At 60.1% G+C, this 19,640-nt stretch carries 19 protein-coding genes and 2 tRNA genes; 8 read left to right on the forward strand and 13 right to left on the reverse strand.

Translation table 11 applies throughout. From position 1 onward, the window contains the following. Nucleotides 1–7: 7 nt before the first annotated feature. From sucC to sdhC, 10 genes are all read right to left on the reverse strand, one after another. Nucleotides 8–1,207: an ADP-forming succinate--CoA ligase subunit beta gene (sucC, locus tag DES45_RS01225; protein WP_114768158.1), complete on the reverse strand. Its 1,200-nt coding sequence runs from the start codon at nucleotides 1,205–1,207 to the stop codon at nucleotides 8–10. A gap of 111 nt (nucleotides 1,208–1,318) precedes the next feature. Further along, nucleotides 1,319–2,281 carry a malate dehydrogenase gene (gene mdh, locus DES45_RS01230; protein WP_114768159.1) on the reverse strand — a complete coding sequence of 321 codons (963 nt, stop codon included), beginning with the start codon at nucleotides 2,279–2,281 and terminating at the stop codon, nucleotides 1,319–1,321. Nucleotides 2,282–2,509: 228 nt separating this feature from the next. Next, a complete protein-coding gene (locus tag DES45_RS01240) occupies nucleotides 2,510–3,142 on the reverse strand; it encodes a TetR/AcrR family transcriptional regulator (RefSeq protein ID WP_114768161.1) in 633 nt (210 codons plus the stop codon). After that, on the reverse strand, nucleotides 3,139–4,335 hold the full coding sequence (gene zapE / locus DES45_RS01245; RefSeq protein ID WP_245429686.1) for a cell division protein ZapE: 1,197 nt from the start codon (nucleotides 4,333–4,335) through the stop codon (nucleotides 3,139–3,141). The genes DES45_RS01240 and zapE overlap by 4 nt, the downstream gene beginning before the upstream one ends. Nucleotides 4,336–4,376: 41 nt before the next feature. After that, a complete protein-coding gene (locus DES45_RS01250; protein ID WP_114768163.1) occupies nucleotides 4,377–4,958 on the reverse strand; it encodes an AprI/Inh family metalloprotease inhibitor in 582 nt (193 codons plus the stop codon). A gap of 71 nt (nucleotides 4,959–5,029) precedes the next feature. Then, nucleotides 5,030–5,557, reverse strand: a complete 528-nt coding sequence (locus DES45_RS01255) for a hypothetical protein (RefSeq protein WP_114768164.1) — start codon at nucleotides 5,555–5,557, stop codon at nucleotides 5,030–5,032. An 82-nt stretch (nucleotides 5,558–5,639) separates the two neighbouring features. Then, on the reverse strand, nucleotides 5,640–6,422 hold the full coding sequence (locus DES45_RS01260; RefSeq protein WP_114768165.1) for a succinate dehydrogenase iron-sulfur subunit: 783 nt from the start codon (nucleotides 6,420–6,422) through the stop codon (nucleotides 5,640–5,642). Nucleotides 6,423–6,435: 13 nt separating this feature from the next. After that, nucleotides 6,436–8,259 (reverse strand): succinate dehydrogenase flavoprotein subunit, encoded by a 1,824-nt coding sequence (gene sdhA, locus DES45_RS01265; protein WP_114768166.1) that lies wholly within the window; start codon nucleotides 8,257–8,259, stop codon nucleotides 6,436–6,438. An 11-nt stretch (nucleotides 8,260–8,270) separates the two neighbouring features. Next, nucleotides 8,271–8,687, reverse strand: coding sequence for a succinate dehydrogenase, hydrophobic membrane anchor protein (sdhD, locus tag DES45_RS01270; RefSeq protein ID WP_114768167.1), 417 nt, complete (start codon nucleotides 8,685–8,687; stop codon nucleotides 8,271–8,273). Nucleotides 8,688–8,699: 12 nt separating this feature from the next. Then, on the reverse strand, nucleotides 8,700–9,095 hold the full coding sequence (gene sdhC, locus DES45_RS01275) for a succinate dehydrogenase, cytochrome b556 subunit (RefSeq protein ID WP_114768168.1): 396 nt from the start codon (nucleotides 9,093–9,095) through the stop codon (nucleotides 8,700–8,702). A gap of 200 nt (nucleotides 9,096–9,295) precedes the next feature. Between sdhC and DES45_RS01280 the strand changes: the two genes are divergently transcribed. After that, entirely contained in the window at nucleotides 9,296–10,183 is an 888-nt protein-coding gene (locus tag DES45_RS01280; RefSeq protein ID WP_114768169.1) for a LysR substrate-binding domain-containing protein, read from the forward strand. On the opposite strand, the gene folD is transcribed toward DES45_RS01280, so the two are convergent. Genes folD through DES45_RS01295 form a run of 3 tightly spaced genes read right to left on the reverse strand, consistent with a single transcriptional unit; the run spans nucleotide 10,184 to nucleotide 11,705 of the window. Continuing rightward, nucleotides 10,184–11,092 (reverse strand): bifunctional methylenetetrahydrofolate dehydrogenase/methenyltetrahydrofolate cyclohydrolase FolD, encoded by a 909-nt coding sequence (folD, locus tag DES45_RS01285; protein ID WP_114768170.1) that lies wholly within the window; start codon nucleotides 11,090–11,092, stop codon nucleotides 10,184–10,186. Beyond that, the gene (locus DES45_RS01290; protein ID WP_114768171.1) at nucleotides 11,089–11,403 is read right to left on the reverse strand and encodes a DUF167 family protein; all 315 of its coding nucleotides are present in this window, start codon (nucleotides 11,401–11,403) and stop codon (nucleotides 11,089–11,091) included. Before DES45_RS01290 ends, folD begins: the two co-directional genes overlap by 4 nt. Before the next feature lie 11 nt (nucleotides 11,404–11,414). Continuing rightward, nucleotides 11,415–11,705: a YggT family protein gene (locus DES45_RS01295; protein WP_114768172.1), complete on the reverse strand. Its 291-nt coding sequence runs from the start codon at nucleotides 11,703–11,705 to the stop codon at nucleotides 11,415–11,417. A 175-nt stretch (nucleotides 11,706–11,880) separates the two neighbouring features. Here DES45_RS01295 and DES45_RS01300 point away from each other — a divergent pair. From DES45_RS01300 to DES45_RS01325, 7 genes are all read left to right on the forward strand, one after another. Beyond that, nucleotides 11,881–11,956 (forward strand) — tRNA-Ala (locus DES45_RS01300). A 110-nt stretch (nucleotides 11,957–12,066) separates the two neighbouring features. Beyond that, a complete protein-coding gene (locus tag DES45_RS01305; protein ID WP_114768173.1) occupies nucleotides 12,067–13,056 on the forward strand; it encodes a tyrosine-type recombinase/integrase in 990 nt (329 codons plus the stop codon). Nucleotides 13,057–13,468: 412 nt separating this feature from the next. Continuing rightward, nucleotides 13,469–14,176: a hypothetical protein gene (locus DES45_RS24685; RefSeq protein WP_147282324.1), complete on the forward strand. Its 708-nt coding sequence runs from the start codon at nucleotides 13,469–13,471 to the stop codon at nucleotides 14,174–14,176. A gap of 144 nt (nucleotides 14,177–14,320) precedes the next feature. Continuing rightward, on the forward strand, nucleotides 14,321–14,878 hold the full coding sequence (locus DES45_RS01310; RefSeq protein WP_170151349.1) for an MltR family transcriptional regulator: 558 nt from the start codon (nucleotides 14,321–14,323) through the stop codon (nucleotides 14,876–14,878). A gap of 2,299 nt (nucleotides 14,879–17,177) precedes the next feature. Continuing rightward, nucleotides 17,178–17,657, forward strand: coding sequence for a ribonuclease HI (gene rnhA, locus DES45_RS01320; protein WP_114768176.1), 480 nt, complete (start codon nucleotides 17,178–17,180; stop codon nucleotides 17,655–17,657). 373 nt (nucleotides 17,658–18,030) lie between these two features. Then, entirely contained in the window at nucleotides 18,031–18,837 is an 807-nt protein-coding gene (locus DES45_RS24690; protein WP_147282326.1) for a hypothetical protein, read from the forward strand. A 724-nt stretch (nucleotides 18,838–19,561) separates the two neighbouring features. Further along, a tRNA-Ala gene (locus tag DES45_RS01325) sits at nucleotides 19,562–19,637 on the forward strand. Nucleotides 19,638–19,640 lie beyond the last annotated feature (3 nt).

The following is a 19,640-nucleotide window of genomic DNA, read 5'->3' on the forward strand; positions in this document are numbered from 1 at the left end:
CGAAACCTTACTTCCCGCCGCGCACGGCGTTGACGATCTTCTGGGCGGCGTCGTCGAGGTCGTCCGCCGGGATGACGTTGAGGCCGGACTCGCGGATGATCTGCTTGCCCTCCTCGACGTTCGTGCCCTCGAGGCGAACCACCAGCGGAACCTGCAGGCCGACCGCCTTCACGGCCGCGATCACGCCGCGGGCGATGACGTCGCACTTCATGATGCCGCCGAAGATGTTGACCAGGATGCCCTTCACGTTCGGGTCGGCCGTGATGATCTTGAACGCCGCCGTGACCTTCTCCTCGGATGCACCGCCGCCGACATCGAGGAAGTTCGCCGGCTCCTCGCCGTAGAGCTTGATGATGTCGAGCGTCGCCATGGCGAGGCCGGCGCCGTTGACCATGCAGCCGATGGTGCCGTCGAGGGCGATGTAGGCGAGGTCGTACTTGGACGCCTCGATCTCCTTCTCGTCTTCCTCGGTGATGTCGCGCAGCTCCATCACCTCAGGGTGACGGTAGAGAGCGTTCGAGTCGAACGAGATCTTCGCGTCGAGGCACTTGAGGTGCTGATCCTTCGTGACGATCAGCGGGTTGATCTCGAGCATCGACATGTCCTTGGCGACGAAGGCCGCGTAGAGCTTCGTCACAAGGTCCTCGGCTTCCTTCGCGAGCGGACCTTTCAGGCCCAGCGCCTTCGCGACCGTGCGGCCGTGATGGGGCATCACGCCGGTCGCGGGATCGACCGAGAAGGTGAGGATCTTCTCAGGGGTGTCGTGGGCGACCTGCTCGATGTCCATGCCGCCTTCGGTCGAGACCACATAGGCGATGCGACCGGTCTCGCGGTCGACCAGCATCGACAGGTAGAACTCGGTCTCGATGTCCGAACCGTCCTCGATGTACAGGCGGTTGACCTGCTTGCCGGCTTCGCCCGTCTGGATGGTCACGAGGGTGCGGCCCAGCATCTGCTGCGCGAACTGCTTCACCTCGTCGACCGACTTGGCGAGGCGAACGCCGCCCTTCTCGCCGGCCTCGGCCTCCTTGAACTTGCCCTTGCCGCGGCCGCCCGCGTGGATCTGGGACTTTACGACCCAAAGCGGGCCGCCCAGCTCCTTTGCGGCAGCCTCCGCCTCGTCGGGCGAGAAGATGGCCTTGCCGCGGGAGACCGGCAGACCGAACTCCTTCAGGAGGGCCTTGCCCTGGTATTCATGGATGTTCATTCGTTTCTCTCCGGGTCATCCCCGGCATCCCGCCCGGGATCCACGCCGCAGCGGCGTGGCGGTTGAATAAGCGTGATGGCCGGGATGGGCCCGGCCACCATTGGTTCCGGCTTACGCCAGGGTCGCGTTGATCTGCTTGCAGGCGTCGATGAGGCCCTGCACCGACGCGACGGACTTCTCGAACATCGCCTTCTCGTCGGCCGAGAACTCGACCTCGACGATGCGCTCGACGCCGTTCTCGCCGATCACGATCGGCACGCCGACGAACATGCCGTTCACGCCGTACTGGCCGGAGAGATAGGCCGCGCAGGGGAGGACGCGCTTCTGGTCCTTGAGATAGCTCTCGGCCATCGCGATCGCGGAGGCCGCCGGGGCGTAGAAGGCGGAGCCGGTCTTGAGCAGGTTGACGATCTCGCCGCCGCCCTTGCGGGTGCGCTCGACCATGGCGTCGAGCTTCTCCTGCGTGGTCCAGCCCATCTTGACGAGGTCGGGCAGCGGGACGCCCGCGACCGTGGAGTAGCGCACCAGCGGGACCATGTCGTCGCCGTGGCCGCCGAGCACGAAGGCGGTCACGTCCTTGACCGACACATTGAACTCTTCGGCCAGGAAGTGGCGGAAGCGGGCGGAGTCGAGCACGCCGGCCATGCCGACGATCTTCTCAGGCTTGAGGCCGGAGAACTTCTGCAGCGCCCACACCATGGCGTCGAGCGGGTTGGTGATGCAGATCACGAAGGCGTTCGGGGCATATTGCTTGATGCCGTTGCCGACCGCTTCCATGACCTTCAGGTTGATGCCGATCAGGTCGTCGCGGCTCATGCCGGGCTTGCGCGGCACGCCCGCCGTCACGATGATCACGTCGGCGCCTTCGATGGCCGAATAGTCGTTCGCGCCCTTGTACTTGGCATCGAAGCCGTCCACCGGGGCGGACTCGGCGATGTCGAGGCCCTTGCCCTGAGGGATGCCTTCCGCGATGTCGAAGAGAACGACGTCGCCGAGTTCCTTCAAGCCGGCGAGATGGGCGAGAGTACCGCCGATCTGGCCAGCACCGATGAGCGCGATCTTATGACGGGCCATGGATATGTCCTTGCTGAGGGGGAAGGCGAGAGCCTTTTCGAGTGGCCGCTGTTTGACTCAGAAATGGGTCTGCTTCAAGCCAGCAAAAGGTTAATGCGTAACACCCTGCGTCCGTCGACCCGGGATTATCATCCTGCCAAGGACGGTTCCGTGAGGTTTTTCAGCGGGTTAGGGATCGCAACCAACTTCGAAATTTGATGTTACATTTTCTAAAAAATGTAATTTACGTCACACAATTCCGTTGGCGAGAGCCCGCTGAACGACCCTGATCATCACCCCGAGCCGATGATCGAGGATGTCCTTCGGCACCTCCGCATCGAGACGTACAGCCAAAGGATTAATGAACCGGTAGGCCGCGTCGCTGATAAAGCCGAGGGCGCGCTCCCGGTCCCGGGGCTCGAATTTTCCCGTCGCTATCCCCTCGTCAACTACCCGCTCGATCAGCTGCCGCATCCGGGTGCGGTGCTTGCGGACGAGAGCCCGCGAGGTCTCCGTGGCGGCGCAATAGACGTCGAAGAGATGACGGTCCTCGACCAGCAGGTCGCGATGGGTCTGCGCCCAGGCCTGGATCAGGCGCTCCAGTTTGTCGTCGGCCGGGTCCGGTGCGTCGGCGATATCGGCGACGATGGTTTCCAGCCGCTTGAGCCATTGCCCGGCGACTGCGTCGATGAGGGCCGCTTTCGACGGGAAGTAGCGGTAGACGTTGGCATGCGTCATGCCGGCCGCGTCGGCGATGTCGACGACCGTGATCTGGCGCGGCCCGAAGCGCTTCAGGTGGTCGGCCGCGATGGCGAGAAGGCGGCTGTCGGGCGGAACGGCGCTGTCCGAGAACCGGGACGGGCCACTCCTGGGTCGCTTCATGTCTCGACGAGCCCCGTCGACTGGCCGGAATCGGCGGAATCGGGCCGGCCGTGCGGGAGCGCGAGGTATTCCTCGGAGCGCATCTCGATGAGGCGCGAGACAGTGCGGTCGAACTCGAAGACCTCGCGGCCGGTCTCGGCCGAGTAGAGCTCCGGCGCCTCGGCCTCGGCCGACGCCAGCAGCTTCACGTGGGCGTCGTAGAGCGCGTCGATGAGCATGATGAACCGCTTCGCCTCGTTGCGGCGGTCGAAATTCATGCGCGGGATGTCCTCGAGGATGATCGTGTGGAACTCCTCGGCGAGCATCAGGTAGTCGGCGGCCCCGAGCGGCTTCGAGCAGAGATCCGCGAAGGTGAAGCGCGCAACGCCGCCGGCGGCCTGCGGCACCTCGACCGGATGGCCCTTGACGGTGAGGGTGACACGCTCGCCGTGAGACTTGCCCGTGAGCCTGCGGAAGGACTGGCTCAGCGCCTCGTGCGAACGGGCATCGGCCGGGGTGTAGAAGACCGGGCTGCCTGCCAGCTTCTCGAGACGGAAATCGGTGCGGGCATCGAGCCGGACGATGCTCATGCGCTCCTTCAGGAGACCGATGAAGGGCAGGAACAGGGTGCGGTTCAGCCCGCCCTCGTAGAGGCGGTCGGGTTCCACGTTTGAGGTGGCGACTACCACGACTCCGTGGGCGAAGAGCGCGGTGAAGAGGCGCCCGAGGATCATCGCGTCAGCGATGTCCGTGACGGTGAACTCGTCGAAGCAGAGCACCCACGCCTCGCCGGCGAGGGCTTCGGCAACGGGCGCGATGGGATCGTCCCCCCTCACCTCCCCGGCCTTCAGCTTCTGACGCCAGGCGTGGATCCGCTCGTGCACGTCGGACATGAAGGCATGGAAGTGGACCCGGCGCTTGCGCCTGACCGGCAGCGCCTCGAAGAACAGGTCCATCAGCATGGTCTTGCCGCGACCGACGGAACCCCAGACATAGAGGCCCTTCGGGGGCGCCGGGCTCTTGCGCTTGCCGAAGATCCATCCGAGGGCGCTGGTCTTGCGGGCGAGGCGCAGCTCGCCGAGGCTTTCGGCAAGAGCTTCCAGGTGCCGCAGGAGCGCGACCTGCGCGGGATCCCGCTCGATGGCGCCCGCCGCTACGAGAGCATCATAACGGGCCGTGATGGAGCGCGGGGATGAGGGATGAATGTCGTTCACGGGACGACCGATACTGCGGCCATCGCTTCAGCGCAAACGCCTTATCGTCCCATGGAAAGAGGCGCGCCGGACTTGGCGAGCACGCCGTTGAGCGAGCCGGACGAACCGCGCAGGCGCGCCGCCACGGAGCCGCCGGTCTGGTAGAGGTAGACCTCCCCGTCGCGATAGTCCCAGGCGTTGACGCGCGAGAGGTCCTGGTTGGAGCAGCCGGAGGCCGAGGCCCGATAGAGGTCGAGCGCCGGGGTGCTGGAGAGCTGCACCCGGCAGGTGCCGCCGGATGCGTCGCGCGCGGTCCAGTTTCCGACCATGGCGGTGCGGCTCGTCGCGGCCGGAGCCGGCGCGGGTGCGGCGGCGGGTGGCAGGCCGGCGACTTCGGTTCCGGAGGGGGAGCCTGGCGCCCCGGCGACGGGCGGCAGGGGCTGGCCGTCGATGGGCGGCAGCGGCGACGAGGTCACGGGCCCGGACGGAACGGCCTCCACGGGTTCCTGCGCCAGCGGTGCAGGGGCGGCGGCGGCGCTGCGGACGGGAGAGGAGCCGAAGCCTCCAAGCCTGGCTGAGGAGCATGCGCCGAGCGCCAGGACGGTGCACAGGGTGGCAGCGACGGCAAGAACGTGACGACTCATCTGATCCTCTTTCCTTGCGGACCCAATCCTCAGGTCCGCTGTCCTAACAGGGAACCGTGAAATGGCAACAGTCACGGCCGAGTCAAGCCGAGCCGCACATGGAGCGCGCGCAGGCAGCCGATCTGAAGGTCCGTAGGCTCGCCATCCACCGCGGCGATCCGGGACGCCATGTCGTAGAGATCCGCCCGTTCTGCGGGCTGCAGATGGCCGATCCAGAGCTTCGAGAAGCGGAGCGAAAGGTCGCCCGGGTCATGAACATGATCGGCGACCCACCGGGCGAAGACGAACACATCCTCGACATTGGGCACCGCCATGACGCTTTCCATCTGGGCCTTGATGGCGGCCTCGGCGTCCGGCGTGAGCGATCCCCGGGAGGCCGCGAGGGAAATCAGGAAGGCCGTGGCGGCCGCCGCGGGATCGTCAACGGCCGCGACCGGAGAGCTTTCGGCCTTGTTGCGGAAGCGTTTGCGGCGGTAAGCGCCGCGAAGGTGCTGGGCGGCATCTCCGACCTCGGAGAGGGCCTGTCCGGCGGCGCGCATACGGTAGAACCAGAAAGCGGCAGCGCCTAGGATCGACAGGATTGCGGCCACGATATGCATGAAGATCTCCGGACATAGACCGTTCGCCCATATCCGGAGAGATACAATATTGCAATATTGGTCAGCTAGGCCGACCTTCGCCTTATACGACTCGGGCGATCATCATCTTCTTGATTTCGGCGATGGCCTTCGCCGGGTTCAGGCCCTTCGGGCAGGTGTTGGCGCAGTTCATGATCGTATGGCAGCGATAGAGCCGGAACGGATCGTGCAGGTTGTCCAGGCGTTCTCCGGTGGACTCGTCGCGGGAATCGATGAGCCAGCGATAGGCCTGGAGCAGCGCCGCGGGACCCAAGAACCGGTCGCCGTTCCACCAGTAGCTCGGGCAGGACGTGGTGCAGCAGGCGCAGAGAATGCACTCGTAGAGGCCGTCGAGCTTGGAGCGCTCCTCCGGGGTCTGCCGCCACTCCGTCTCGGGCTCCGCCGTCTGCGTCTGCAGCCAGGGCTCGATGGAGGCGTGCTGGGCGAAGAAGCTCGTCAGGTCCGGCACCAGATCCTTCAGCACCGGCATGTGCGGCAGCGGATAGATCTTGATCGTATCGCCGTCGCAGTCGTCCATGCCGAGGGTGCAGGCGAGCGTGTTCTGCCCCATGATGTTCATGGCGCAGGAACCGCAGATGCCTTCGCGGCAGGACCGGCGGAAGGTCAGGGTCGAGTCGACGTTGTTCTTGATCCAGATGAGCGCATCGAGGACCATCGGGCCGCAATCGTCCCGGTCGACATAGTAGGTGTCGATGCGCGGATTGGCGCCGTCGTCCGGATTCCAGCGATAGATGCGGAATTCCTTGACGTTGCTCGCCCCCGACGGCTTCGGCCACGCCTTGCCTTCGGTGTACTTGGAGTTCTTGGGTAACGTGAACTGAGCCATTTGACGTTCTTCCTTAGTACACGCGAGCCTTGGGCTCGATGTACTGGATGTCGTTCGACATGGTGTAGGTGTGCACGGGACGGTAATCGAGCGTCACCTTGTGGGAGGTGTCGTCGAGCCACGCGAGGGTGTGCTTCATCCAGTTCTTGTCGTCGCGCTCGGAGAAGTCCTCGCGGGCATGGGCGCCGCGGGATTCCTGACGGTTGAGCGCACCCTCCATGGTGACGACCGCCTGTCCGATCAGGTTGTCGAACTCGAGCGTCTCGAGGAGGTCCGTGTTCCAGATCAGCGAGCGGTCCGTGACCTTGATGTCGGCGGCGCCGTTCCAGACCTGATGGATGAGCTTCTGGCCCTCGGCCAGCACCTCGCCGGTGCGGAACACCGCGCAGTTGTTCTGCATGGTCTTCTGCATCTGGAGGCGCAGCTCGGCGGTGGGCGTCGAGCCGTTGGCGTAGCGGAATTTGTCGAGGCGCGACAGCGCGAGCTCGTCGGCGCTCTTCGGCAGGTCCGCGTGGCGAGCGTTCGGCTCCAGAACTTCGGCGCAGCGCAGGCCGGCCGCGCGGCCGAACACCACGAGGTCGATGAGCGAGTTCGAGCCGAGGCGGTTCGCGCCGTGCACGGACACGCACGCTGCCTCGCCCAGAGCCATCAGGCCCGGCACCACCGTGTCCGGGTTGCCGTTCTTCAGGGTGAGAACCTCGCCGTGATAGTTCGTCGGGATGCCGCCCATGTTGTAGTGGACGGTCGGCAGGACCGGGATCGGCTCCTTGGTCACGTCGACGCCCGCGAAGATCTTCGCGCTCTCCGAGATGCCCGGCAGGCGCTCGTGCAGGATCTTCGGGTCGAGGTGGTCGAGGTGGAGGTAGATGTGGTCCTTGTTCTTGCCCACGCCGCGGCCGGCGCGGATCTCCATGGTCATGGCGCGGGAGACCACGTCGCGGGACGCGAGGTCCTTCGCGGAGGGCGCATAGCGCTCCATGAAGCGCTCGCCCTCGGAGTTCGTGAGGTATCCGCCCTCGCCCCGCGCGCCTTCCGTGATGAGGCAGCCGGCGCCGTAGATGCCGGTCGGGTGGAACTGTACGAACTCCATGTCCTGCAGCGGCAGGCCGGCGCGCAGCACCATGGCGTTGCCGTCGCCGGTGCAGGTATGGGCGGAGGTGGCCGAGAAGTAGGCCCGTCCGTAGCCGCCCGTGGCCAGGATGGTCATGTGGGCGCGGAAGCGATGGATCTCGCCGGTCGACTGGTCGAGGGCGACGACGCCGATGCAGCGGCCGTCGCTGTCCATCATCAGATCGAGGGCGAAATACTCGATGAAGAAGTTGGTCTGATTGCGGACCGCCTGCCCGTAGAGCGTGTGCAGGATCGCGTGACCGGTGCGGTCGGCCGCCGCGCAGGTGCGCTGGGCGGTGCCCTTGCCGTAATCGGTGGTCATGCCGCCGAAGGGGCGCTGGTAGATCTTGCCCTCTTCCGTGCGGGAGAAGGGCACGCCCCAGTGCTCCAGCTCGTAGACGGCGGCCGGCGCGTTGCGGCAGAGATACTCGATGGCGTCCTGGTCGCCGAGCCAGTCCGACCCCTTTACGGTGTCGTACATGTGCCAGCGCCAGTCGTCGGGACCCATGTTGCCGAGCGAGGCCGAGATGCCGCCCTGGGCGGCGACGGTGTGCGAGCGGGTCGGGAAAACCTTCGTGATGCAGGCGGTGCGAAGGCCGGCCTGGGAGCAGCCGACGGTGGCGCGCAGGCCCGCGCCGCCGGCGCCGACCACCACCACGTCGAAGGTATGGTCGACGATGTTGTAGGCCTTGCCGTTGATGGCGGCGCCGTTCGTTCCTTGAGCCATGGATCTGTTCCTTACACGAGGATGCGGCCGAGGCTGACCTTCAGGATCGCATAGAGGCATGCGACCGCGATGATCACGGCGTAGAAGTTGTTGGCGATGACGGCGGCGATCTTGTAGCCCTTGTCGTGGACGTAGTCCTCGATGACGATCTGCATGCCGAGGCGCATGTGGTTCGTGACCGAGATCACCGCGAGGATCAGGATGATCGCCACGAACGGATGGGAGATGATGTTGATCGCCTGCGCATAGTCGCTGCCGGCGAGCGCCGCCACGATGATCACGAAGGACACGATCAGCGGAATGTTCGACACCGCGGTGACGCGGTGGATCCACCAATGCTCCACCCCGTGCCCGGAGGCGCCGAGGCCCTTCACGCGGGCGAGCGGAGTGCGCATGGAAACGCGGGTGTCAGCCCTGTTGTCGGCCATGGTCCGGTCTCCTTAGAAAGCGATGAAGGCGATGAGCCAGATCAGCACGGTGAGCGCGATCGAGCCGATGAGGGTGAAGCGGGCCATGTTCATGCGCTGGCCGGGCTCCATGCCGTGGCCGAAGTCCCACACCAGGTGGCGGATGCCGCCCAGCATGTGGTGCATGAGCACCCAGGTGTAGCCGAACAGGATCAGGATCCCGAGCGGCGAGCCGAAGAACCACTGCACGCTCTCGAAGGCGGAGGGACCGGCGGCCAGGGCCACGAGCCAGATCGCCAGGAGGGCGATGCCGGCATAGAGCGCGATGCCGGTCGCGCGGTGGAACACGGACATGGCCATGGTCCAGGTCACGCGGTAAATCTGAAGATGCGGGGATAAGGGCCTCGGGGCCACTTTCGCCTCAGCCATGAGGTTCGCTCCTGATCGGGACGCGGGTCGCGCCTAGTTTGGAATGGTTCGTATCTGAAGCGCGGCAACACCGCAATGCGCCTTCCGCGATCATCCGATACACGGGGCACACTTCGTCAGCCGCGAAGTGTGCTTTATGCTCGCGTGGTGCACAATTTGTAATTATTCTCACCTACCTTCGCGAAAGACGAAGGAAGCCCATGCAGTTCGACCTCACGGACCTCAGTCTCTTCCGCCATGTGGTGGAAGCCGGCAGCATCACCCACGGGGCGGAGCGGGCCCATCTGGCCCTGGCGGCGGCCAGCACCCGCATCCGCAACATGGAGAAATCCCTCGGGGCTCCCCTCCTCCTGCGCAATCGCCAAGGCGTGGCGCCGACGCCCGCCGGACGGACCCTGCTCCAGCACGCCCGCACGCTCCTGGCCCAAGCCGACCGTCTGCGCGAGGACCTGGGCACCTACACGGGCGGGCTCGCCGGGCAGATCCGCATCCTGTCCAACACCAACGCGCTGACCGAGTTCCTGCCGGAGGCGCTCGGCGCCTTCCTGGCCGAGCACCCCCAGGTCAGCATCGACCTGGAGGAGCGCCTCAGCGACGAGATCGTCGGGCTGATCGCGGAGGGCGTGGGCGACCTCGGCATCGTGGCCGGCACCGTCGATACCGGGCGCCTCGAGACCTATCCGTTCCGCAGCGACCGCTTCGTCCTGGCGACACCGAAGACCCATCCCTTGGCCGGGAGGGCGTCCGTCGCCTTCGCGGAGGTGCTGGACCACGATTTCGTCGGCCTCGACCGGGCGAGCGCCCTGCAGCGGTTCCTGGCCGGCAAGGCGGCGCGCATCGGACGTCCTTTGCGCCTGCGGGTGCAGTTGCGCAGCTTCGACGCCGTGTGCCGCATGGTGGAGGCGGGCGTGGGCCTCGGCATCGTGCCGCAGACGACCGCGCAGCGGGCCGGCCGGACCATGGCCATCGCCACGGTCGAACTGGACGATGCCTGGGCCGCCCGCGACCTGACGCTCTGCATCCGGTCGCTCAAGGACTTGCCGCCGTCCGCCCGGCAGCTGGTGGAGCACTTGCGGAAGGGAGCGTGATCAGGCAGCCGGGGCGAAGTCCACCGCCGGCATCGGCAGGCCGCGCCGGATGCAGGCCGCCTGGAGGGTGTTGCGCAGGAGGCACGCGATCGTCATTGGGCCGACGCCGCCGGGAACCGGCGTGATGGCGGAGGCCCGCTCGGCCGCCTCTGCATAGGCCACATCGCCCACGACCCGGGTCTTGCCCTCGCCTGCCGCCAGGTTCGGCACCCGGTTGATGCCGACGTCGATCACGATGGCGCCAGGCTTCACCCAATCGCCCCGGACCATCTCGGGCCGGCCGACTGCCGCCACGAGGATGTCGGCGCGCCGGCAGACCTCCGGGAGGTCCCTGGTCTTGGAATGGGCGACGGTGACGGTGCAGCTCTGGCCGATCAGGAGCTGGGCCATCGGCTTGCCGACGATGTTGGAGCGCCCGATCACCACCGCGTCGAGCCCGGCGATGTCCTTGCGGACCGACTGGATCAGCAGCAGGCAGCCCAGCGGCGTGCAGGAGACGAAGCCTGGCACGCCGGTCATCAGCTTGCCGGCATTGACCGGGTGGAAGCCATCCACGTCCTTGGCCGGGTCGATGGCCTCGATCACCTTCTGGGCGTCGATCTGCTTCGGCAGGGGCAGCTGGACCAGGATCCCGTCCACCGCCGGATCGGCATTGAGCTGCGCCACGAGGCCCAAGAGCTCCGCCTCGCTGGTGGAGGCCGGCAGCACGTGCTCGAAGGAGCGCATGCCCACCTCGACCGTCTGACGCGCCTTGTTCTTGACGTAGATCTGGCTGGCCGGATCCTCGCCGACGATCACGACGGCGAGCCCCGGCGTCGCACCCTGACGGGCCATGTCGGCCACCGCCTCGGCGATCCGCGTCCGCAGGCCAGCCGCATAGGCTTTTCCGTCGATGATGGTGGCGCTCATGAATCCTGTCCCGTCAAATGGGCGAGCAGGCCGGAGAGGGCCTGGGCGTCGCCCGCGATGAAAAACGTCTTCAGCCGGGCCGTGGCGCCGGCCTCCAGGGTCACGGCCGAGGCCGGCACCCGCAGGGCCTTGGCCAGGAGGCGCCGGACGCCCTCGTTGGCCGCCCCGTCCTCCGGTGCGACCCTTACCCGAACCTTCAGGACCCGCTTTCCGTCCGACAGGGTATCGACCCCGTCGATGGCATCCCGCCCGCCGCGCGGTGTGACGCGAACCCGCAGTTCCAGACCGTCGGGGCGCGCCCTCCAGGGCACGGCGCCCGCCCTTAGAAGGCGACCGGCAGGAGATAGTCCACGATCAGTTTCTGGATGAAGATGATGAGCAAAATCAGGATGATCGGCGAGATATCGACGCCGCCGAGATTGGGCAGGAGCCGGCGGATCGGCCGCAGGACGGGTTCCGTCACCGCATCCAGGAAGGACCAGATCGAGCGGACGAAATCGTTGCGGGTGTTGACGACGTTGAAGGCGACCAGCCAGCTCAGGATCGCCGAGGCGACGATCAGGTAGACATAGAGCTGTAGGGCCAGCAGGATGACTTCGAGCAGAGCGCGCATGGGAAACCTGTCAGGAGCGGACCGTGCTCATGTAGCGTTCCCGGCAGTTTCGAACAACCCGCCAGAGAGGCCGAACCGTCCCGCTTGGAAAAGAATGGCGGCCAAAGCGCATTCCGATTGACAGACCCGAGCCCTCAGGCCTAAAACGCCGCCGCTTGGTCGCGTACAACCGGCCGGGGCTGTAGCTCAGATGGGAGAGCGCTGCAATCGCACTGCAGAGGTCAGGGGTTCGAATCCCCTCAGCTCCACCAAGCGTCAAAGTGCTGAAAAGCTTTATGTTTCAGCTCTGACGCCAAGGTAATCCCGACAGCCAGATAAGCCAATCCGTCACAGCATTGTCACAGCTAGACGGAAAATGAACATGGCGACCATCCGCAAGCGCGGCTCATCCTGGCAAGCTCAAGTCCGGCGAGAAGGCTACCCACCTCTTTCTAAATCCTTCAAAACTAAAGCTGACGCGGCGGCGTGGGCTAGGGATAAAGAGCGTTCAATAGATCGTGCAGAGTTACCGACCACAGCCCGAGGGCTTAGGGGCGTAACAGTAGGCGACCTACTGCGCCGCTATTGCGAGACAGTTACTCAATCCAAGCGTGGTGCAGAACCAGAGCGATACCGGATTAGGAACCTTTTGCGTCACGGCTTAGCCGAAACAGGAATGGATAAGCTTACTCCTGCTGCAGTCGCCCAATACCGAGATGATCGTCTCAAGCTCGTTCAACCAGGAACAGTGAGACGTGAGCTTGCGATAATCCAGCATTGCTTAGAGGTTGCGAGGCGAGAGTGGGGAGTTCCGATCACCGCTAATCCGGTTCAGCAAATCGCAATACCCGATGCCCAGAGGCCGCGAGAACGGCGTTTGGAGGATGATGAGGATAACCGCCTTGCATCAGCCGCCGCAGGTTCAGCTTGGTATCTCCGTCCCCTCATATCCCTCGCTATAGAGACCGGGATGCGACGGGGTGAACTCCTCTCAGTCCGATGGAAGGACGTTGATATGACTGCTCCAACCATCCGCATCCTTAAGACTAAGAACGGGCATCCTCGCACAATCCCGCTTACCCCTAAGGCGGTTGAGATATTGGACTCGTTAGAGAGGAATGACGAGCTGGTATTCCCCGTAACGCCAAATGCTGTGCGCCTTGCGTGGGAAAGGCTGAGGAAGAGAGCTGGACTTGAGAACTTACGGCTGCATGACCTCAGGCATGAGGCTGTGTCCCGCTTCTTTGAGTATGGCCTGACCGTGCCTGAGGTAGCTTTAATCAGTGGTCATCGCGATCCACGCATGTTGAGCCGATACACGCACCTGCGGCCGGAGAAAGTGGCTGAGAAGTTGGCGAAGGTACTCGCCTAAGGTGCGCCTCGGCACAGCCTCGCTAACCCATCTTGTTTAGGTGGGGTTATTCCCTCCCTGAACTCTCATACGCCCCATCAGGTACATTACCTTGGTGGGGCTTCTTTTGAGCCGTACGACTCTGTGGGCGGAGTTCCGAGTACAACACCCCAACCACCGCCGCTTGGTGCCGGCTAGGGCACCATCACCTTTCAGGCGGTACGGCTTAAAGCTGAAAAAGAGCAACAAAGCCAAAGCTTAAGGTCATCAAGGCTAGCCAGAGCAAAGCCGCCTTGCAAGTCTGAGTTTGTAGCCCATTTTGTACCTGCACTAACCGTGCTGTGGATACCGAGTGGGCGGGACTGGCTCGTCAATCAGCGACAGCGCACAATGACTCCTTTGTCTTTTCCATCTTAGACACGGCTAACTTGCGATGCTGACTGACGAAGAGTTGCATAACCTTCCAAGCGACCCAGTTGAAGCTTTTATACAGTACGAACGATTACTGTGGAAGTATACCCAACTTGAGATTGAGCAATCCCCCAATGGTTGGTATTGGGAGCGTCGTTATGTTCAATCTTTAATCATATTTGAGCAGACCCACGAACTAAGATTGCTTTTCCGTTTCTATGACATGCCTCGTGACGACAGTGCTTTTAAAATATATTTCCACGACTTCCGCGATTACATCCAAAATGAAACTTTGCGATTGCGTCTTGAGAAAGCAAAGGCTGCTAAGTCTGGTATCGTAACAGTCCTCTCACTCAATCCAAGCCACAAGGAAAAGGTCCGGTTTCATATTGAGAAGATTAGGTCCCTATTAGAAAGCGTTGATATACCAGAGAGAAAGCGCGAGTCGCTCTTTAAGAAGCTGAACGCCTTTGCTGCTGATGTAGACCAGAATCTCACAAAGCTCGATGCCTTGATGTCCCTCATGTTAGAAGTATCTTCAACAGCAGGCAAAGTAGCAGACAATCTTAAGCCAGTGCGCGATCTACTTGACCCACTATTCAATTGGCTTGGCAAGGCTAAAGAGGAAAATGAAGCCCTTCCATCACCAGAGCGTAAGCCGCAGATTGAAGGACCAAGGAAACAGCTTCCCGCTCCTGAACAGGATGGGAGCGATCCAATTGATCTTTAGCCCATTGTTTGAGCACGTCACAAATTGTGGGCAGTGCGTACGGTAGTCTCTGCTAGTTTGAGGCAGGAGTGGTTACGCCGAAGGTCTCTAGCGAGCACAAAGGGAGCAAACTCTATATCTCAGGGTATGGCTGGGTCATTCAGTATGAAAAACCAACATGGCGACAATGACTTAGGTTTTGACGTTGTAGATTTAGATAAAATGCAGGCCGAGCAGCCTCACCTAGCTAGCTATTACGCTTATGTGAAAGAGCTAAGAAATGAGAGCCCAAGAGGGCAGGTCCTAATTGCTTCAAGTGTAATAGAGGATCAGCTAGGAGCTATGCTGAGCGCTCATCTTATAGAAGGAGCGGTTGCAAAGAGCCTCATTGATGACCCGCGCGGTCCACTGGCAACATTCTCGGCCCGATCAAGCTTAGCCTATACATTAGGGCTAATTTCTCATGAGGAACATAAATCTTGCGAGATAATCAGGAAAATCAGGAACGAGTTTGCTCATAATTTAAGGGTTGATCGTTATACTAATAAGATAGTTGATCTTTGCAATAATTTCACTTTAGCAGTTAATGAACTTCCAGACGATCATAAACCTAAGGGTTTTGATAGGCTTACTATGGTAGCTTGCGTACTAATAATTAGGTTTAGCTACAGGGCGAGCAACATCGCGGAGAAACGAGCCGCGTATCAAGATTGGCCTGTATGATGTTACTCTCGCTGACTTAGGTCGGACCCTTCGAAAATTGCGCAAAAATATTTCAGCCTATCTCCTAGGGCGTTGATGGCGACATACCCTCGTATGGGTAGGGGCTCGTCCTCCCTACCCTGCACAACCGCATATCTGAGATTGCTGACGGGTCGCTCCCACTGGATGGCGCTACCCGCTACTACATCAGGGCCAACCTCGTCTTCCAGTGGGTTGAAACGGGGAGCGGAGCCGAGGCTCGCCAGCTTGAGAGCCGGTTACAACGTGGTGAGGCAGAGTGCGGGAAGCCGTTGTTGAACCCGGCTTAGCACTCACAGCGGAAACATGAACTGAGGACGTCTACCTGACCCACTCACCTGAGGCGATGTCTCCGACTTGGGACGGGATGGGAAAACATCAGTGCCAGCGCAGTCAGTACGCTTGCGACCATCGGGATACAGAGAAGGGCGAACCCCGGATTGTAGAACCACAGCGCCACGATAACGGCTGCTCCGGCTAGAAGACCACCTGTAGTGAACGCAACTCGCATAGTTCGGGCCTCCCGGCCAGTACTGATTGGGAATCCTAGACACGCAGAGGAGCATTAGAGCCGACTTCAAGAAGGCTCATATCGTTGGACGCCGTGAGGCATCTGGTACGCCGGTGGTAGTTAAAGCTAAGCACATATTGGTTAACAATGTATCTCTGCATCAGCAGGGTGATCGTAGAGAAAAGATAATTCAGCACTCTGGTAATAGCTAAGCTTATGACTCTTCCTTACGGCTGAGCCTCCGCTATTCTACCGCCCATATGCAAATTAGAAGACCAAACTGTGTGGAGCCGTCGAAACACGGTGGGTTGGGTATTCCTCCTACCGTTAGCAAATACCGGCTAACCCACTGTTGCTCATTTGGTGACACAGGGCCTTCTGCCAGACATGGGCATTAGTGCCACCAACAGAAGGGCTAAACAGGATTGGCACTCTGTGACTGCTCCTGCTGGCTGAACAAACCAATTACCCGCACCGTAAGCAGGACCAGAACCTGACCCGCCTCATTGGGGGGTGAGGCTAAGACTGATCCGATCGCTAAGTCAGATAATTCTTCGACCGTAAGCAAAGTAAAGGCCGGGCTACTCGCTCCACCGGCAACATAGGGCCTGTCACTAGACTTTCTTATTGGAGCTACCAATAGGAGCGTTAAACAGGATTGGGACTCCGTGACTGCTCTTGCTGACCAGACCAACCAATTACTGCCACCGTTAGCAAAACCAAAACCTGAACACCTCATTGAGTGTGAATGAGGCACTGACTGATCCAGACGCTAAGTCAGCGCATTACCCCCTACGTCAGAAGGACAGAACCTGCTGGGCGGCTCTTCTGGTCGTCCGGCTAGGTGAAAGTCATACGGCAGAATACCGGCTCAAACCTGTTCAACCTTATCCTCAGCCACATCACCAACAAACAGACTGATCACTAGTAGGTGGTCTGTTTCTGCCAAACCAGGGTTTGACCTTAGGTCAATCCTACTCAAACCCAGAGGATATGAACGTGTCTCAACGTACCTCTATCTGAATATATTACCCATGACCGTAACTGGTCAAAATAAGTCACCTTTCACCAGCCCGTCAGGATCACCCTCGGCGGGTTTTGTTTTTCGTTATCGACACAATGCACTACACGACAGAAATATTAGACCGCACTACAGGAGAGTTGAAGGAAGTTAGCCTAGGACACTGGATCACCGTCACAGAGCTTGGTGAGCAGTATGGCGTAGGAAGCAAAAAGGTACGCTCAATCCTTCACCACATGGGCCTTCTTCAGAGTGAAGGACAACATGGGCGCTACCGCCTGACTCCCCATGCCGTGCAACAGGGGCTTGGAAAGCGCATCGAAAAATCTAAGCGGTCACAGTGGCCCTTTGATGTGATTAGCCCTGAGGGTCAGAAGCAGATTGCATCTGTTTGGAGTCAGACTGTTACTGACCTTGAACACGACCGAATGAGTGATCCTCTCGTTCAATCCGCTGAGGCCGCTTTACAGGCGTTTAACGCGAGACGGTCTACCGATATGGAGACACAGCAAGAGGTTTGTTGGCTCTTGGACCATTATGCGGACTTGACGCTACAACAGATTGCAAGCCTCCTAGGAGTAGAGCGACCGCTCGTCAGCCGCTATGCGATCCTTCGCAAGAAGCAACGCGAGTTCATGAAGACTCAGGCATCTTCAGGCTGAGCAGGATTCACAATTCTGGAAGGAGGATCGGCTATCCAATTCAGAGCCATTCTCCAACCGAAACTCATCAACGAAAAGAGATTGCAAATGACCATTCATCAGAATGAGCAGGCCATTGTCTATACGGATGGAGCCTGTCTCGGAAATCCTGGCCCTGGCGGTTACGCCGCCGTACTCACTATTGCCGGAGAGGAGCAGATTATCGTCGGGCGTGACCCTTCAACCACGAACAACAAGATGGAGATGACCGCAGCTATCAAGGCGCTTGAGGCTGTTCCTCATTCCCTCCCGATCATCATTCACAGCGACAGCCAGTATGTCATCAAGGGTGCTACTCAATGGCTTCGCGGCTGGAAGGCTAAGGGCTGGCGTAAGGCTGATGGTAAGCCTGTGTTGAACCAAGACCTCTGGATGCAACTGGATGGGCTAATCAGCGGTCGCAAGATCACTTGGCAATGGGTCAAGGGTCATGCCGGACATGAGCAGAACGAGCGGGTTGATGGGCTAGCTAACACTGAGGCTCAGATGGCGGCTATGGCGGTTGGGTTTGTTGGAAGGGTAAGATAGCGGCTCGCCTAACGCTTAACACTCACCCTCTCGGAAGCTAAACGCAGCAACTGAGAGGGTACGCTGACCTGAGTTTGTCAGGGTATTTTATGAAGATGCGAGACAGGCGCCACAGAGTTTAAATGTGATGAGCATACCGAGGCAACGCGATTGGTCTGCTTGCAAGTCTCCCCTAGACATATATCACCAACCTGAGGCCGAAAAGGGGCTGCACAGACACTTCCGCAGGACAACTGGCGACTGAAATACACTGTGCATATGTCAGCCTGCCACCCATGCTGCCTATTGATGCAGCCCTTAGCACTTGACAATCATAGGCATATTTACATCCTCCAAGACCGAAGATGCCCTCCAACTAAAGTTGCCTCTCACAATGCGTATAAAGCGGGTTCACCTGTTCTACTGGCTCGGCATCTGCGTTACCATTATTATCACCCTCTTAAGCAATGACCTAAGCAAGAAAGATGACATTTATAATGTGCTTTCTTTTGCATTAACATTTTCCTCTCTTATACTAGCAATCATTGCGATTATTCAGACCCTTGTCGCAAACAATAGCTCAGCCGCCGTTTTAACCGCCATACAAGGCGCGGCGGATCAAACCCACTCAGCATCAAATCAAATCCGGTTCACTGCCAATGAGTTAAGAAAGCAAGTTCAAGAAATTCCTTCCCGTCTTGACGAAATCTCGGGCAAAGTAGATCGGACCCATAGTGCAATAGATGCCTTCGCAACATCCCGCCTGCCGAAGGAGGATGAAGCCGACAAAACCGCTCCCGACGGAGATCAACTGGAAGACGCAAAGAAGTATCTCCGGCGCTGCACAGTAGGGGGAGTGGTCGCGTGGTATGCTATTAACAAATCCCTGGAACTAGATGTAGAAGTAGACATCTTTTCACTTCTAGATGACGAAAAGTTGAATAACTATTTAGCTGGCTGCATAGCAATTTACCGCGCTCATAACGCCGTAGAGTACGACAAAAAGGGCTCAAAAATCAAAGTAACTAAAATTAATCACGACTTTGGCGGTCAGCTTTATGTTGCCCTTTCAGCTACTTTTGATGCTGCTGAGAAGAAAGGCGACACAAAGCTTCTTACAATATCTAAGGGTCAAATTGATCGCTCGCTAGGTCTAAGCACACCTAGGGAAGTCCCGGACGACGAAGAGACTGACGAATAAAAATAAGTCTGTGAAGGCCTGATGGCATAATGGCTTACGTATTTACCGACTATGACGTTGTTGTTTAGGTCGTGTCAGCATGAACGGTTAAACACGCGCTTTAAGATGATCTGAATGATCACAGCATTGCTTGTGAGCCAAACTTCACCGCCTCCCCCTCAGAGCTGACAAAAAGCCGACAATGCTCCTGAAGCTATCCTTAGCTTTTCGGGCGAGGTAGTCAGTGGCTTGGTATGAGTGTTCAGCAACGTCATTAGAACCGCTTACGTTGTCACCTCAACATTGCAGGGAAGGAACCATACAGCGGCGACGGCTTAGCCAAAAGAAAAGAGGCCCCCGTAAGGAACCCCCGAGTTTGAGGAGGATGAGCGATCTCCCCCAGCCGTTTTCAGTCTCGGCCCACCCGTTCAGCAGTTCAAATCAAGTATGATTACAGGTCATGAAAGGAGCGGCGTCCTAGCGCCGGAAACTAGGTTCGAAGTTTTGTTGCAAAAATCTGTGAGCCTATCGCTCAATATACGTTCGGCCGTTCACCCCCCGGTGGGGTGGTTCCAGTTTGTCACAGCAACTGTCACACTAAATGTGACAGAATGAATGGACATCTGGCTTCAGAACAGGCGTTCAACCCACTTGTGCCACGCTGCAAAGCTGATAGCTTGGCGAGTGTAACAGATTGGTTTTCTTGCTGTTTCGGCTACCGCCGCTTGGTCGCGTACAACCGGCCGGGGCTGTAGCTCAGATGGGAGAGCGCTGCAATCGCACTGCAGAGGTCAGGGGTTCGAATCCCCTCAGCTCCACCAAGT

The organism is Microvirga subterranea, assembly GCF_003350535.1.
In the GTDB taxonomy this organism is placed as follows: domain Bacteria; phylum Pseudomonadota; class Alphaproteobacteria; order Rhizobiales; family Beijerinckiaceae; genus Microvirga; species Microvirga subterranea.